Source organism: Lentzea atacamensis (genome assembly GCF_003269295.1).
Classification (GTDB): Bacteria; Actinomycetota; Actinomycetes; order Mycobacteriales; family Pseudonocardiaceae; genus Lentzea; species Lentzea atacamensis.
Window position 1 is genome coordinate 536,993 of the sequence record NZ_QLTT01000001.1, and the last position, 14,195, is coordinate 551,187.

Annotated in this window: 21 protein-coding genes; 11 read left to right on the forward strand and 10 right to left on the reverse strand. The window is 69.9% G+C overall.

Features of this window, described 5'->3' with window-relative positions:
* Positions 1-110: 110 nt before the first annotated feature.
* Genes C8D87_RS02750 through C8D87_RS48470 form a run of 6 tightly spaced genes read left to right on the forward strand, consistent with a single transcriptional unit; the run spans position 111 to position 2,915 of the window.
* Positions 111-959 carry a lytic polysaccharide monooxygenase gene (locus tag C8D87_RS02750; RefSeq protein ID WP_109636662.1) on the forward strand — a complete coding sequence of 283 codons (849 nt, stop codon included), beginning with the start codon at positions 111-113 and terminating at the stop codon, positions 957-959.
* A complete protein-coding gene (locus C8D87_RS02755; protein ID WP_112225415.1) occupies positions 944-1,489 on the forward strand; it encodes a DUF305 domain-containing protein in 546 nt (181 codons plus the stop codon). The genes C8D87_RS02750 and C8D87_RS02755 overlap by 16 nt, the downstream gene beginning before the upstream one ends.
* 49 nt (positions 1,490-1,538) lie before the next feature.
* Positions 1,539-1,958, forward strand: coding sequence for a hypothetical protein (locus C8D87_RS02760; protein ID WP_112225416.1), 420 nt, complete (start codon positions 1,539-1,541; stop codon positions 1,956-1,958).
* Between the two features lie 40 nt (positions 1,959-1,998).
* The gene (locus C8D87_RS02765) at positions 1,999-2,325 is read left to right on the forward strand and encodes a hypothetical protein (protein ID WP_211337331.1); all 327 of its coding nucleotides are present in this window, start codon (positions 1,999-2,001) and stop codon (positions 2,323-2,325) included.
* A 21-nt stretch (positions 2,326-2,346) separates the two neighbouring features.
* Positions 2,347-2,757: a PRC-barrel domain-containing protein gene (locus C8D87_RS02770; protein WP_109636659.1), complete on the forward strand. Its 411-nt coding sequence runs from the start codon at positions 2,347-2,349 to the stop codon at positions 2,755-2,757.
* A 29-nt stretch (positions 2,758-2,786) separates the two neighbouring features.
* On the forward strand, positions 2,787-2,915 hold the full coding sequence (locus C8D87_RS48470) for a hypothetical protein (protein ID WP_267899823.1): 129 nt from the start codon (positions 2,787-2,789) through the stop codon (positions 2,913-2,915).
* Here the strand turns inward: C8D87_RS48470 and C8D87_RS02775 are convergent.
* Together C8D87_RS02775 and C8D87_RS02780 are read right to left on the reverse strand one after the other, a co-directional pair.
* Positions 2,902-4,083: a PP2C family protein-serine/threonine phosphatase gene (locus tag C8D87_RS02775; protein ID WP_109636658.1), complete on the reverse strand. Its 1,182-nt coding sequence runs from the start codon at positions 4,081-4,083 to the stop codon at positions 2,902-2,904. The genes C8D87_RS48470 and C8D87_RS02775 overlap by 14 nt on opposite strands.
* A 51-nt stretch (positions 4,084-4,134) precedes the next feature.
* Positions 4,135-4,512, reverse strand: coding sequence for an STAS domain-containing protein (locus tag C8D87_RS02780; RefSeq protein ID WP_112225417.1), 378 nt, complete (start codon positions 4,510-4,512; stop codon positions 4,135-4,137).
* A 168-nt stretch (positions 4,513-4,680) separates the two neighbouring features.
* Here C8D87_RS02780 and C8D87_RS02785 point away from each other — a divergent pair, with 168 nt between their 5' ends.
* Positions 4,681-5,493, forward strand: coding sequence for an MEDS domain-containing protein (locus tag C8D87_RS02785; protein WP_109636656.1), 813 nt, complete (start codon positions 4,681-4,683; stop codon positions 5,491-5,493).
* On the forward strand, positions 5,490-6,416 hold the full coding sequence (locus C8D87_RS02790; RefSeq protein WP_109636655.1) for a sensor histidine kinase: 927 nt from the start codon (positions 5,490-5,492) through the stop codon (positions 6,414-6,416). Before C8D87_RS02785 ends, C8D87_RS02790 begins: the two co-directional genes overlap by 4 nt.
* Here C8D87_RS02790 and C8D87_RS02795 read toward each other — a convergent pair.
* The 5 genes from C8D87_RS02795 to C8D87_RS02815 form a co-directional block, all read right to left on the reverse strand.
* On the reverse strand, positions 6,344-6,850 hold the full coding sequence (locus C8D87_RS02795; RefSeq protein ID WP_109636654.1) for an MSMEG_6728 family protein: 507 nt from the start codon (positions 6,848-6,850) through the stop codon (positions 6,344-6,346). The genes C8D87_RS02790 and C8D87_RS02795 overlap by 73 nt on opposite strands.
* Positions 6,851-7,015: 165 nt before the next feature.
* Positions 7,016-7,447: a YflT domain-containing protein gene (locus tag C8D87_RS02800; RefSeq protein ID WP_233441869.1), complete on the reverse strand. Its 432-nt coding sequence runs from the start codon at positions 7,445-7,447 to the stop codon at positions 7,016-7,018.
* 27 nt (positions 7,448-7,474) lie between these two features.
* Positions 7,475-7,885 (reverse strand): DUF2243 domain-containing protein, encoded by a 411-nt coding sequence (locus C8D87_RS02805; RefSeq protein ID WP_112225419.1) that lies wholly within the window; start codon positions 7,883-7,885, stop codon positions 7,475-7,477.
* Complete coding sequence (locus tag C8D87_RS02810) at positions 7,885-9,099, reverse strand: Nramp family divalent metal transporter (RefSeq protein ID WP_109637065.1); 1,215 nt, start codon at positions 9,097-9,099, stop codon at positions 7,885-7,887. The genes C8D87_RS02805 and C8D87_RS02810 overlap by 1 nt, the downstream gene beginning before the upstream one ends.
* Before the next feature lie 13 nt (positions 9,100-9,112).
* Positions 9,113-9,976: a manganese catalase gene (locus C8D87_RS02815; protein WP_109636651.1), complete on the reverse strand. Its 864-nt coding sequence runs from the start codon at positions 9,974-9,976 to the stop codon at positions 9,113-9,115.
* A 166-nt stretch (positions 9,977-10,142) separates the two neighbouring features.
* Here C8D87_RS02815 and C8D87_RS02820 point away from each other — a divergent pair, with 166 nt between their 5' ends.
* On the forward strand, positions 10,143-10,820 hold the full coding sequence (locus C8D87_RS02820) for an AfsR/SARP family transcriptional regulator (RefSeq protein ID WP_109636650.1): 678 nt from the start codon (positions 10,143-10,145) through the stop codon (positions 10,818-10,820).
* 36 nt (positions 10,821-10,856) lie between these two features.
* Positions 10,857-12,329: an aminotransferase class I/II-fold pyridoxal phosphate-dependent enzyme gene (locus C8D87_RS02825; RefSeq protein WP_109636649.1), complete on the forward strand. Its 1,473-nt coding sequence runs from the start codon at positions 10,857-10,859 to the stop codon at positions 12,327-12,329.
* On the opposite strand, the gene C8D87_RS02830 is transcribed toward C8D87_RS02825, so the two are convergent.
* Together C8D87_RS02830 and C8D87_RS02835 are read right to left on the reverse strand one after the other, a co-directional pair.
* Positions 12,289-12,477 (reverse strand): DUF3072 domain-containing protein, encoded by a 189-nt coding sequence (locus C8D87_RS02830; protein ID WP_109637064.1) that lies wholly within the window; start codon positions 12,475-12,477, stop codon positions 12,289-12,291. The genes C8D87_RS02825 and C8D87_RS02830 overlap by 41 nt on opposite strands.
* Before the next feature lie 52 nt (positions 12,478-12,529).
* A complete protein-coding gene (locus tag C8D87_RS02835) occupies positions 12,530-12,859 on the reverse strand; it encodes a hypothetical protein (RefSeq protein WP_109636648.1) in 330 nt (109 codons plus the stop codon).
* 112 nt (positions 12,860-12,971) lie between these two features.
* Here C8D87_RS02835 and C8D87_RS02840 point away from each other — a divergent pair, with 112 nt between their 5' ends.
* Positions 12,972-13,328: a DUF6401 family natural product biosynthesis protein gene (locus C8D87_RS02840; protein WP_109636647.1), complete on the forward strand. Its 357-nt coding sequence runs from the start codon at positions 12,972-12,974 to the stop codon at positions 13,326-13,328.
* A gap of 43 nt (positions 13,329-13,371) precedes the next feature.
* Here C8D87_RS02840 and C8D87_RS02845 read toward each other — a convergent pair whose 3' ends face one another.
* Positions 13,372-14,190: a mechanosensitive ion channel family protein gene (locus C8D87_RS02845; RefSeq protein WP_112225420.1), complete on the reverse strand. Its 819-nt coding sequence runs from the start codon at positions 14,188-14,190 to the stop codon at positions 13,372-13,374.
* Between the last annotated feature and the right edge of the window lie 5 nt (positions 14,191-14,195).

Sequence of the window (14,195 nt, forward strand, 5' to 3'; positions counted from 1 at the left end):
CGGTTGGCCGACGAAATGGTCCAACCACTTGTTTACACTCGTGAACAGGGCCGCCGATCCCGCTGTGCGAACACCTTCGTGTTCGCCGCCTCCGCCTGCCAGGAGGAGCTGTGAAGACACGGAATCGGCTCGCGCTCGCGAGTCTCGTCGCATCCACCGCACTGGCCGTCGCGTTCGTCGTTCCCCTGACGACCGCCAGCGCCCACGGCACGATGTCCGACCCGGCCAGCCGGGTCTACACGTGCAAGCAGGAGGGCCCCGAGAACCCGAAGTCCGACGCGTGCAAGGCGGCTGTCGCCGCCGGTGGCACACAGGCGTTCTACGACTGGAACGAGGTGTCACTTCTCGACGCGGGCGGCCGCCACCGCCAGATCATCCCGGACGGCAAGCTGTGCAGCGCGGGCCGCGACAAGTACCGCGGCCTCGACCTGCAACGCGCCGACTGGCCGGCCAAGCGCGTCTCCGCCGGGCCGTTGACGGTGACCTACCACGCGTCGGCACCGCACTCGAACAGCAACTTCGAGTTCTACATCACCAGGGACGGCTGGAGCCCGACGCAGCCGCTGCGCTGGTCGGATCTCGTGCACCTGCAGACGTTCAACAACCAGAACCCGACCACGTTCACGAACTGGACGCTGAACATCCCGCACCGCACCGGCCGGCACATCATCTACTCGATCTGGCAACGCGTCGTCGGCAGCGCGGAGGCGTTCTACACGTGTTCGGACGTCGACTTCGGCGGCGGCACGAACCCGCCGCCCACGACCAGCAACCCGACGCCACCGCCCACGACCACCACAACTCCCCCGCCACCGAGCGGAACGTGGGCGGCGGGCACGACGTACCAGATCGGCAACCGCGTGACCTACAACGGTTCCAGCTACGAGTGCACCCTGGCGCACACCGCCATCGCCGGGTGGGAACCGCCGAACACGCCGGCACTGTGGAAACGCCTCTGATGCGGATCTTCCTGCTGTTGCTCGCCTTCGCGGTGTCCGGTTGCGCTCCGCAGCCGGACACCGTGTTGCGCGGCGACCCGTTGGACGTGATGTTCCTGCAGATGATGCTCCCGCACCACGAGCAGGGCGTTTCGATGGTGGCGCTGGCGAAGGACCGGGCGTCCGATGAGGAGCTGCGGATGCTGGCCGCGGCGATCGAGTCGACCCAGGTGACCGAGATCGCCACAATGAAGGACTGGCTGACCTCGTGGGGTGAACCGCTGACAGCACCACCGGACTCGCACGCGGGTCACGGCGGCATCCGGCGAACGAAACCCGAGGAGATCGCCCGGCTGCGGGCGTTGCGCGGTGCGGAGTTCGACCGGCGGCTGCTCAACGTCCTCATCGCCCACCAGGACGACGCCGTGCAGATGGCTCGGTGGGAGGCGGGCAGTGGCGCGCACGAGGACGTGAAGGACCTCGCGGGCCGCATCGAGAAGTCCCGCGGCGCGCAGATCGACATGATGAAGAGGTTCCTCGGCCGCACGTGAAGGGTATCCGGCGGCTTCGGTCCCGAACGCTCACCGAGGAGGCCAGGACATGATCAGCCGCTCACTGCTGCGGCAGCTGCCCGCGCGCGTCGTCACCGGGGCGTACGTGCTGCACTCCGGGCTCGGCAAGCGCAACGCCGACGAGGACACGGCCGGTCAGCTGCACGGCTGGGCCGCGAGCACCTACCCCGTGCTCGGCAAGCTCGACGCACGGCGGTTCACCAGGCTGCTGGCCGCCGGTGAGATCGCGACCGGCGCGGCGCTGCTGGCACCGTTCGTGCCGGCGGCCGTCGCCGGTGCCGCGCTCGCCGGGTTCGCCGGGGCGTTGCTCGGTCTCTACGTCAAGACGCCGGGCATGCGGCAGGAGGGCAGCATCTGGCCGACCGAGCAGGGCATGGGACTCGCGAAGGACGTGTGGATGCTCGGCATCGGCCTCTCGCTCGTACTCGACGACGTCACGCGGGAGTGACGCCCGGTTGACACATGGTCGGGCCGGGTAGCCGATTCCAGTGACCGAAGAACTTCCGATACCCGACTACGACCAGCTCCCGCTCGGCGACCTGCGGCATCGCATCCGCTCGCTGAGCGAGGAGGAACTGCGGCGCGTGCGTGAGCACGAGCAGGCGCACGGCCATCGCACACCGGTGCTGCAGCTCCTCGACACCCGGCTCGACGAGCTCGCGAAGGGCGCGGAGCCTTCCGGAGGCGATCCTCGCAACACGCCGCCGGTCAGCGGCAGCGCGGGCGCACCACGGGTGTCGCCGCAGCACTCGCCGAACGACAACACGCCGTTGCGTCACGGCGTGCATCAGCAGACGCCCGCACGAGGGCGCTGACCCAGAACCAGGGAGGCCGAGATGCAACCAGTCCCGTTCGTCCCGTGGGTGTGGAGAGACCCGGCCTGGCTCGACAGGCCAGAGCTCGAACCCGACGAGGCCGAGCTCGCGCGGCGGCCCGACACCGGCCTGATCGGCTACGAGGTCGAGGCCACCGACGGCAAGATCGGCAAGATCGACGACGACAACGCCAAGGTGCCCAACGACTGCCTGATGATCTCCACGGGCCCGTGGATCTTCGGGCGCACCGTGGTGCTGCCCGTCGGCACGGTGCAGCGGGTGGACCACGAGGAGCGCAAGGTCTACGTCGACCGCACCAAGGAACAGATCAAGAACGCGCCCGAGTACGACCCGGACGACCACGAGGACTACCGGCGCCGGACGGGCGACTACTACACCGAGAGCTACCGGGCGATGCCGCCCATGCTCTAGACGTTCCAGGCACGGAAGGGGGCTGCCGGATGAAGAAGGACAAGGCGCTCAACAGGCAGACCGACATCGAGCGCGTCGTCACCGCACGGTCCGGGCTCGGCGTGCTGGCCGGGATCGCCGTGATCTGGGTGGTGCTGCGCTGGATCAGGCACGGTTAGGCGTCGACACGAGCAGTGACTTCTCGCGGTCGTGCTGCCACTCCACGAGAAGTGCGCTCGCGTCGTCCTGCAGCCTCCCGCTCTGGTGGTCGAGGACACTGCGCATCAAGCGCCGCAACGTCTCGGGTGCCGCGTGGCCGTCGGCCTCGCGGCGGATCACGAAGTCCGCGAACCGCCGCAGGCCGAACTGGCGGCCGCGGACGTCACGCGCCTCGATGATGCCGTCGGTGTAGAACAGCAGCCGGTCGCCGGGCTCGAGGTGTTCGTGGCACAGCACCGGTTTCGAGGGCAGCCGGAAGCCCATCGGCGGCGCCGGGCGGCACTGCAGCTGCCGCAGCCAGCGGCCCTGGCGGATCAGCAGCGGTGGCGGGTGGCCGCGGTTGACCCAGTTCAGCCTGCCGGTGCGGAAGTCGAGGCGGGCGAGCACACCGGTCGCGAACCTCAGGCCGCCGAACTGCTCGCCGATCACCTCGTCCACGGCGACGCTCGTGTCGACCAGGCCCAGGCCGCGCCGCCGATGGGCGCGGCACGTGCCCGTGGCCAGCGCGACGGTGAGGCCGGCCGCCTGGTCGTGGCCCATCGCGTCGAAGATCGACAGGTGCACCACGTCACCCTCGATCGCGTAGTCGACGGCATCGCCGCCGATCTCGTACGCGGGCTCCAGGACGGCTGCCAGCACGAGATTGTCCGTGGCGAACGTGAGTGGTGGCATCAACGGCCACACGACCTCGGACGCGACCGTCATCGGCCGGGTGCGCACGAGCCGCTGGTAGGTGTCGCTGTGCGGGCGTTTGCTCACCAGGATCAGCGCGAGCAGTGACGCCAGCGCACGCAAGGTGTCCACAGTGGACTTCGAGTCGTCCGGAGCGGCGACGCCCAGTACGCCCAGCCGTTCGGTGCCGTCCAGCAACGGGATCCAGAAGTGGTGGTCGACCTCCCGCGCGGTGGTCACCATCGTGAAGTCGCGGAACGCCCTGCCCGCGAGGCTCGCGTCGACGCGGAACGACCGCACCCCGCCGGGATCGAGCGCGACCAGCACCTCCTCGCGCAGATCCGCGAGCAGGATCAGCAGCTCGGAGAACCCCACGGTGGCCGCGCGTTTTCCGACCAGCTCGGGTACCTGCTCCAGGGTGATGAGATGACTGTCCTCGAGCAGGTTGGCGAGCATGGCGAAGGCCGGGTCCGTGGGCGTTCCTCCTTCGAGTCCGTTGTGGACGGATCACGCCGGGCCGGACACCTCCGGCACGGCCAGCACGTCCGGCAGGCACGGCCGCACGCCGAGCACGCCCGTCAGCTCCAGCACCTGCAACGGCCGCAGCACCGCGACGGTGTTCGCGACGACAACGAGCTCGCTTCCCCTGCGCAGGCACTTGTCCTGGTGATCGAGCAGCAGCCTGATGCCACAGGCACCGATGAAGTCCACTCCGGTCAGGTCGACCACCACGGGAGCGGGCGGGTCGACGGAACGCACCGCGCTGCTCAGGCAGTCGGACAGCTCCTCCGCCGTCTCGCGGTCCAGCTCACCGGCGACCTGCACCACCACTGCCGCGCCCACGCTCTCGCGCGTGGTCTGGAACGGAAGCTCGTCGGCGCACATGCGGCAACCTCTCACTGATCGGCGCGACCGCCACACGGGCTGCCTGCTCAACCCGAGTCGACCGTAACGCAGTACACGTGCATGTGCGGTCTCGCGGGCCGCACATCGCCGATCGGGCCACAGGTTCCCTCGGATGGACCACAGAACGCGGGCGTAGGATCGGACGTCATGCGCACGTCCGGTGTCACCGACGTTGTCGTCGGGATGCACCCGAACGACCACCTCTGCTGGCCCTTCGACGACTTCGCCGAGTTCCGCGCGCGGGCGGCGGAGTTCCTCGCCGACGGGCTGGAGCTGGGGCAGCGCGCCTGTTACGTGGCACGCGGTGACGACCTGGCCACGCATCTGGCAACGGAACCCGTGCTCGCCGAGGCGTTGCGGGACGGCCGCGCCGAGGTCGTCCGCCTGGAGCCGCGCTCTGCGACGGCCACGCCGGAGGAGCAGGTCAAGGTGTACGCGGCGGCCACGCGTGCTGCGCTCCGCGACGGCTTCACCGGACTGCGCGTGGCCGCCGACGCGACCGCGCTCGTGCGCTCACCGGACTCGCTCGACGCGATCTGCCGCTACGAGCACCTCATCGACCGGTACATGACGGCGCAACCGTTCTCCGCCATGTGCGCCTACCACCGCGCGGAGCTGCCCGAGCCGACGATCGCGCGGCTCAACTCCCTGCACCCGGTCAACAACGCACGGTGCGCACCGTTCCGCTTGCACGCCACCGAGGACGGCATCGCGTTGCACGGCGAGATCGACAGCGTGAGCCTGGACCTGCTGTCGCTGGCACTGGACAACGCCACCCCCGAGCGCGGGGCCCTGCGCGTCGACGCCACCGGTCTGCGCTTCATCGACCACCACGGCCTGTTGACGCTGCACGGGTACGCGCGCACGAACGCGGCCACGCTGGTCCTCCGTTCGCAGCGGTCCTCACTCGCACGCCTGGTCTCGTTGCTCGGGCTGAACGACGTGAAGTGCGTCCGATGACGGGCTTCTACCACCAGACCGCCCTCTACGGCTCGGACGACGAGTTCCTGACGATCGCGGTGCCGTTCGTAGAGGGCGGCCTGCGCGCGGGTCAGCCGACGGTGATCGCGTGCGCCGAGAAGAACACCACGCTGCTGCGCGACGCACTGGGCCGTGACAACGGGGTCACCTACCTGCCGGGCGCCGACCAGTACGCGCGGCCTGCCGACGCGATCGCGAACTACCGCGACCTGTTCGGCGCGTACGCCAGGGCGGGCGCTCCCCAGATCCGCACGATCGGCGACGTGCCGCACCCCGGCTTGGGCGTGCCGTGGGACTGGTGGGGCCGTTATGAGAACGCCATCAACCAGGTGTACGCGGAGTTCCCGCTGTGGGGCCTGTGCCCCTACGACACCAGGATCACCCCGGCCGAGGTGCTCGCCGACGTCGCACGCACCCACGAGTACATCGCCACGGCTTCCGGCGAGCACCTGCCCAACGCCGACTTCGGCAACGGTCTCGCGCTCAGCAGGCTCGTCCCCGACGTGCTGGAACGGGGCTCGCCGCTGGTCACGCTGATCGACCCGACGCCGGCGGCGGTGCGGGAGGCGGTCAACGCCGCGATCGGGGGCACCAGCCTGTCCGACGACGACGCGCACGACGTCGTGTACGCGGCCAGCGAGATCGTCACGAACGGCCTGACCCACGGCGTCGCGCCCGTGCTGTTCCGGCTGTGGGCGGACGCCTCGCGCGTGGTGGTGACGGTGACCGACCGGGGACCCGGCCCGTCGGATCCGCTGGCCGGGCTGGTACCGACCACCGCGACCAGGACGGCCGGGCTCGGGCTGTGGATCCTGCACCGCACGTGCGACTACGTGTCGATGGGACTCGGCGACGACGGGTTCACGGTTCGCGTGAGCGTGGGCGGACCCGGCCAGACGTAAGGCAGGTCGTCGGGCACGTCGGGGAAGTAGCGCCGGTAGTGCTCAGGATCCTTGCGCACCAACGCCGACCGGTGGCTGCGATGCACCGCCTCGTCGCCCAGCCAGCCGGGCAGCTCCCCCGCCGCGGCGAGCTCCTCCTGGGTGCGGATCACCGTGATGTTCCTGGCGCGCGCCAGATCCGACCGCATGGTCGCCTCGCACGTGTCCAGAAACCCCGCGGCCCTCCACTCGGCGCAGATCTCCAGGCCGTACCGCACGAGCGCTTCCTCGTACCCGGCCCACATCTTCACCGCGGGATGGTGCCGCCAGCCGTGGCCGGGCACGATCAGCGCGCGGTGCACCTGCAAAGTCTCGACCCGTTGCTTGCCGAGCCGCCGGCGGTCCAGCACGCGCGCTGTCGCCGCAAAGTCCGGGTAGGGCAAGAAAGTCTGCATCTAGTGCCGTGGCCTCCAGTCTTTGCCTGGTATTTCGACGTTCGGACGGGCGCATCGTGGTGCCGGCCCCACGTCCTCATACTGGATGTATGTGGGCGTGGGGCCGGTGCCGCGAGGCGCCCTGCTGAGCGCCGGAAGACGCGGCGAAGATTGGTGGTCGCGGCACTAGAGAACGAACCTCGCCGCCTCCGCCGCCCGCTCCTTGTCCACGTGCACCTCGTACCGCTGCGCCTGCAACGTCATCACGCTGGAGAAGTCCCGCTTCCCACGCGTGCTCCAGTGCGCGACGAACCCGAAGACAGCACCCCAGAACGCACCGATCACCAGGCTGACCAGCAGCAGCCACACCCAGACCGCACCGGCGGTGAACAGGCCGAACAACAGCCCGACCAGCACACCGAACCAGGCACCGCCACCCGCGCCCGCTGCCGCCGCCCTGCCGCGCGTCATGCGGCCGGTCACCTGCTCGACGGTGCGCACGCCCTCGCCCACGATCCGCACGCTCTCCACCGGGAAGCCCTCGTCCGACATCCGGTCGACGAGCCGCTGGGCCTCGAGGTAGTCGGAGAAGCTCGCCAGCAGGCTCGACTCGGTCACCCTCTGTTCGATTTCCACACCGGACGACTACCCCCGCGCGCGACGGGCAAACAGCGACCCGATCACCAGCAGCACCGCCCCCGACGCGAGAAACGCCAGGTCGTACGCCAGTTGATCAGGTCCTGGCCGCACGTGGTGGATGCCGAGGATCTGGTGGTCCACCACGCCTTCGACCAGGTTGAACACACCCCACCCGGCGAGGATGCCACCCAGCAGCACCCGGTCGGGCAGCGGCGCGCGCCGGTTCAGCAGCGCCACCCCGACGAGTACGAACACCAGGCACAACAGGTGGAACAGGCCGTCGCCGACCATCATCAGCCGCATGTCCTCGCGCGGGTACCAGCCCGAGAGCATGTGGTGCCAGCCGAGCAGCTGATGCGCCACGATCCCGTCCAGGAAGCCCCCGATCCCCACGCCCAGCACCAATGCCGCGATCATCAGCCCACCACCGTCCGCACGAGCAGGAACAGGTTCAGCGCGGAGATCACCAGAGCCGCCGCCGCACCGGCCATCGTCACGCCGCGCCGGTTCACCGACGCGCCCATCACGTCCCGCCGTCTGGCCAGCAGGACCATCGGCACCAACGCGAACGGGATCCCGAACGACAGCACGACCTGGCTCAGCACCAGCGCCTTCGTCGGGTCCACGCCGAACGCCAGCACCGCGAGCGCGGGCGCCATGGTCACGGATCGCCGCAGCCACAACGGGATCCGGCGGCGAAGGAAGCCCTCCATCACCACCTGGCCGGAGTACGTGCCCACGCTCGACGCGGCGAGCCCGGACGCCAGCAACGCGAGCGCGAACGCCAGTGCCGCGCCCGGCCCGAGCAGCTGCCCGAGCCCGGAGTGCATGTCCTCCAACGACTCCCGCGGCGCACCGGCCTGGTGGAAGGCGCCGGCCGCGACCACGAGCATGCTCACGTTCACCGTCGCGGCCACGCCCAGCGCCACGAGGATGTCCGTGCGGCTGGCCCGCAGCACGCCGCGGACGTCGCCCGGCCGGTGGTGCCGCTGCGTCAGCGCCGAGTGCAGGTAGATGACGTGCGGCATGACGGTGGCGCCGAGCATGCCGGTGGCGAGCAGCACGCTGTCGACCCCGGCGAACCCCGGCACGAGCCCGGCCAACGCTCCGGTCAGCGGGCCGAGGTGCAGCGTCTGGTAGAGGAAGCCGCCGAGCACGATCGCGAGCAGGCCGATGATGACCGACTCGAAGCGGCGGCGCCGCAGGGGCGCCATGGCGAGGATGCCGAACGACACCACCGCCGTGATCAGGGCCGCGGGCAGCAGCGGCACGCCGAACAACAGGTTCAGCGCCACCGCCGCGCCCACGAACTCCGCCAGGTCGGTGGCCATCGCCACCAGCTCCGCCTGCACCCACAGCATTCCGGTGACCGGACGCGGGTAGTGCTCGCGGCAGAGCTCCGGCAGGTTGCGGCCGGTCACGATGCCGAGCTTCGCCGACTGGTACTGGATGAACATCGCCAGCAGGCTGGCGCTGACGATCACCCACAACAACAGGAATCCGTGCGCCGCACCGCCCGCCATGTTCGTCGCGAAGTTGCCGGGATCGACGTAGGCGACCGCGACGACGAACGCCGGACCCATGACGACGGCCGTCGACCGGACGCGAGCTGGCACCGTGATGCCGGCCATCAGCACACCCTCCTCACGTGAGCTTGCGGATCGCCTTCTCGATCAGCCCGAGGTTCGCCGGGCTGGTGGCGTACAGCAACGGGTCGGGCTTCGGTGCCGATGCCTTGCCGCCCAGCGGTTCCGGTTCCATCACGTAGGAGAACTCGTGCACGCCGTCCGGTGCGGTGCCGGACGCCCAGCCGCCCTCCGCCCCGGCGCGGCCGTCGGAGTTGTGCCAGATCGTGCCCGCGTGCTCGGCGTACTCCTCGTCGAACAGCGCGCTGGGCGAGATCGGGCCTTCGAGGCCGTCTTCCTGCAGCTCCTCGATCGCGGCGAGCCACATGTTCTGGTGTGCCGTGTCGCGCGCGAGGTTGAACTTCAGCATGTCGCGCACGCCCGTGTCGTCGGTCATGTTGTACAGCCGTGCGGTCTGCAGCCTGCCCTGCGCCTCGGCCGCGACGTTCGCGCGGAAGTCGGCCATGAGGTTGCCGCTCGCGACGATGAAGCGGCCGTTCCAGGGCACGCCGTTGCTGTCGGACAGCGTGGGTCCGCCCCCGCTCACGATCGCCTGCTGCGGGTCCATGCCGCCGATCACCGCCGCGATGACGGGGTCGTCGGCGACCGCCTGGGCGGTCACGTCGGCGGGTGCGTTCTCGAGCAGCCGCGCGACCATCGTCGCGATCATCTCGACGTGACCGATCTCCTCGGTGGCCACGTCCATGATCAGGTCCTTGTACTTGCCCTCCATCCGGCAGTTCCAGCCCTGGAACAGGTATTGCATCGTCACGGTCATCTCGCCGTACGCGCCGCCGATGAGCTCCTGGAGCTTGCGGGCGTAGTGCGCGTCCGGGCGATCGGGCTTCGCCTCGAACTGCAACCTGCTGGTGTGCAGGAACATCGCGCCTCCTTGCTCGTGGTTCACCGCGAAGCTAGGCAGGGCCCGTGACTCGAACGGCTCGGTGCCGGCACGCGCACGACACCGGCGCGTCACCGCCGCTGGTCAGGACGGAGCAATTTCGCCGCGAAGGTGTGTGAGGACGCAACTACCGGGCACTCGGGCAACCATGACGAGGTTGCACATCCAGCTGCTCGGCGGCTTCCGGTTGGACTGCGGCCCTGGGCCGGTCCACGTCGTGCCCGGAGCGCGGAGGTTGCTGGCACTGCTGGCGTTGCGCGACTCACCGGTGCCGCGCCGGGTCGCCGCGGCACTGCTGTGGCCGGACACGACCGAACGCAGGGCGGGTGCGTGTCTGCGCTCCTCGTTGTGGCGGCTCGTCAAACCGGAGACACCACTGATCGTGGTCACCGAGGACGCGCTCGTGCTCGGCGCCGAGGTCGACGTCGACTTCCGGCGGGCCTGCGCGTTCGCCGCCGCGCCCGGCGCCAGCCCCGAGGCGGTGACGATGCTCAAGGCCGACCTGCTGCCCGGCTGGTGGCAGCCGTGGGTGGAGGCCGAGCGCGACTGGTGGCATCAGGCCCGGTTGCGCGCGTTGGAGGTGCTCAGCGACAGGTTCCGGGTGTCAGGGGATCGTCATCACGCGTACCAGGCCGCGCTCGCCGCCGTGCAGACCGATCCGTTGCGGGAGAGCGCGCACCGCACGCTCGTCGAGCTGCACCTGGCGGACGGGAACCCGGCGCAGGCCGTGCGCCAGTACCAGAGCTACCGGACGCGGCTGCGGGCCGAGCTGGGCCTCGAACCGTCGAGTCACATTCACGAGCTCGTGCGGCCGCTGCTGCGGTGAGGTTCGAGACGGTCCCCGGCGGGCTACTCCACCGGCATGGACCACAGCAGAGCACCGGTGCTGGAGGCGTTGCAGGAGTTCCGCGAGCGCGGCTACGTGCCGTTCACGCCGCCGGGGCACCGTCAGGGCAGGGGTGTCGACCCCAGGGTTCTCGACGTGCTGGGCCGGGAGGTGTTCGAGGCCGACGTGATCGCGTTGAACGGCCTGGACGACCGGCTGATGCGCGGTGGCGTGATCGAGCACGCGCAGGAGCTGATGGCGGACGCGGTTCACGCCGAGCACGCGTTCTTCTCGACGTGCGGCAGCTCGCTGTCGGTCAAGAGCGCCATGCTGTCGGTGGCCGGGCCGCACGAGAAGCTGATCGTGCCGCGGCACGCGCACAAGTCCGTGGTGTCCGGGCTGATCCTGAGCGGGGTCTGTCCGGTGTGGATCAGCCCGGACTGGGACGCCGAGCGGCACCTGGCCCATCCACCGGGCGCGAACCGCGTGCGCGAGCTGTTCGAGGCCGAACCGGAGGCCAAGGGCATGCTGCTGGTCACGCCCACCGACTACGGCACGTGCGGTGACATCCGGGCGATCGCCGACGTGTGCCACGAGTTCGGCAAGCCGTTGATCGTGGACGAGGCGTGGGGCGCGCATCTGCCGTTCCACGACGACCTGCCGCCGTGGGGCATGGACGCGGGCGCCGACGTGGTCGTGACGAGCGTGCACAAGTCCGGTGCCGCCGTGGAGCAGAGCTCGGTGTTCCACCTGCAGGGTGACCTGGTCGACCCCAAGGCGCTCAAGGCTCGTGAGGACCTGCTCGGCACCACCAGCCCGACCTCGCTCGTCTACGCCACCCTCGACGGCTGGCGCCGGCAGATGGTGCAGCACGGCGAGCTGCTGCTGACCGCCGCGCTGGCACTGGCCGAGTCGACCCGGTCCGTCATCGAGCGCCTGCCAGGACTGCACGTCATGGAGTTCGGCGGCCTCGTGCACTCCTTCGACCCGCTGAAGGTCGTCATCGACGTGTCGGGGCTGGACATCAGCGGCCACCAGGCCACGGACTGGCTGCGCGAGCACCAGCGGGTCACGCTCGGGCTCTCCGACCACCGCCGGATCGTCGCCCAGTTCACCCAGGCCGACGACCACCGCTCGGCCCAGAAGCTCGTCGAGGCGTTGCGAGCGTTGACCGAGGCCGGTCTGCCCTCGCCCAAGCCCGTCGACCTGCCTTCGCCGGACGAGCTGCAGCTGGAGACGGCGATGCTGCCGCGCGACGCGTTCTTCGCGGAGGTCGAGCAGGTGCCGGCGGACCGGGCGGCCGGGCGGATCTCCGCCGAGATGATCACGCCCTACCCGCCCGGCGCGCCCGCGGTGCTGCCCGGCGAGGTCATCACCGACGACGTGCTGGACTACGTGCGCAGCGGACTCGCCGCCGGCATGCAGCTGCCCGATCCGGCCGACCCGGAGCTCAAGACCGTGCGGGTCGTCAGCTCCCGCGCCCGGTCTTCTGCTGCAACCGGTCGATGAGCTGCGACGCCTCCACCTTGGTGAGGTCGTCCGGTACCTCCTCGCCTGCTTCCTGGGCGAGGGTGTGCAGGTAGGACTCCTGAGGACCGGTCATCGGCTCGTCACCGGTCGTCCAGTCCCGCGGGTCCTTCTCCGGCGTGCGGTTCATGACCACCCCTTTCACTCGAACGTGCGTTCGAGATACCCGGGACGGCCGTGAATCATGCACGCAACGTGACGTCACCCGGCCTGGACGGGCTCGGCACGAGCATCGGACGCTGCACGTGGGCCAGCAGGCGGTGGGCGACCGTCAGCAGGGTCCGCGCCTCCATCCGCTCGCTGTAGCCCAGGTGCTCGTCCGCCGCCTCCACGCAGGCGAGGGCCTGGGCCGGAACAGCGGTGCCGGTCGCCGCGCAGTCGGCCAGCGCCTCGCTCAGGTACTTGCGGGCCTCGTCCGCTTCGATGTTGGTCAGGGCTGTGCAGACGGCGTTGTCCAGTTTCTCCAACGCGGTCACGCGCAGCTGTTGCAACGACATGTCGTCGAGGGTCATCGCTCGCCTCCACAGCCGAATCCACGCGCCGACTGCTTGACGCATCGGGACCGAGTACCCGGCTCGAGACCCCTCAAACCAGGATTTCACCGGACCCGGCTACCGTGTCCGGATGCGTGCGACCTGGCGCGAGATCAACGCGCGGCGGTGGATCTCCGAGCTGTCCGACCGGATCGGGATGGCCGGGTGGACGGCGCTCGCCGTCACACCCGCGCTCGCGGCCGAGGTCGACCAGCACGGCGCGGCGGTGCGGGACATCCTCGTGCTCGGTGTCGAGGGTGCCGGCACGGTGGGCGCGGTCGTGCTGCTCGCCGCGTACGGACGTGGACTGCTCGACAACGCGGTCGACTCGGACTGGACGCCGACGTCGTGGCTCGGCGTCCGGCTCATGGCGGTCTGCCAGCTCGCGCACGCGCACGACGTGAAGCCGCTGACAGACGACGTGTACGCGCTTCCCGAGCTCACGTGAAAAGAGGCGCACCCAGCGGGTGCGCCTCTCTCTGGAACATCTGTCAGCGGTCCTCAGGCCTCCGCGCGCCGAGCACCGGGTCCTCCACCGGAACCTCTCGCGGGGTCGTGGTGACCGGCTCGGCCGACGTGACCGGCGTGGTCTCGGCACCGGCTCGCACCGCGTCCTCACGGCCGCGCTGGTAGGCCTCCGCCTGAGCCTGTGCCTGCGGCAGCTCCTGCTCCGCGCGTCCCAGCCAGCCTTCCCAGCGGTCCTGCATCGGACGGATGAGACCGCCACCCACGCCGACGACGAGGATGCCGCCGGCCGTCGCGAGCACCGCGATCAGCACCGGTGTGGTCACCGTGGTGGCGACACCGATCTGGTTCAGCGCCGCGATGACGCCCAGCGCCCAGATGAAGATCGACGCGATGTTGGCCAGCACGCGTCCGTAGGACAGACCACCGAGCGCGCCACCGATGAAGTCCTTGGCGGCATTGGCGATCGCGCCCGCCACCACGACGATGATGATCGCGACCGCGGCCTTCGGCAGCCACGCCACGATGCCGGTCAGCAGCACGGAGACGGGGTTCGGACCCCACACTCCGAACGCGATCTGCAGCGTGATCAGGATCAGCGCGTAGTAAACCAGCTTCGCGAGCAGGTCAGACGCGTCGTACTTGGTGCGCGACAGCATCTGCCGCACACCGCCGCGCTCGACGAGCCGGTCGAACCCGACCCGCTCGAGCACCTTGTCGACCAGCTTGGCCACGGCTTTGGCGACGAACCAGCCGATCAACAGGATCAGCAGGAAGGCCGCGAGCTTGGGCACGAACGTGATGACCGCGCGCCAGGCGTCGGTCAGCCCTTGTCCGAAGTCCATGTCGA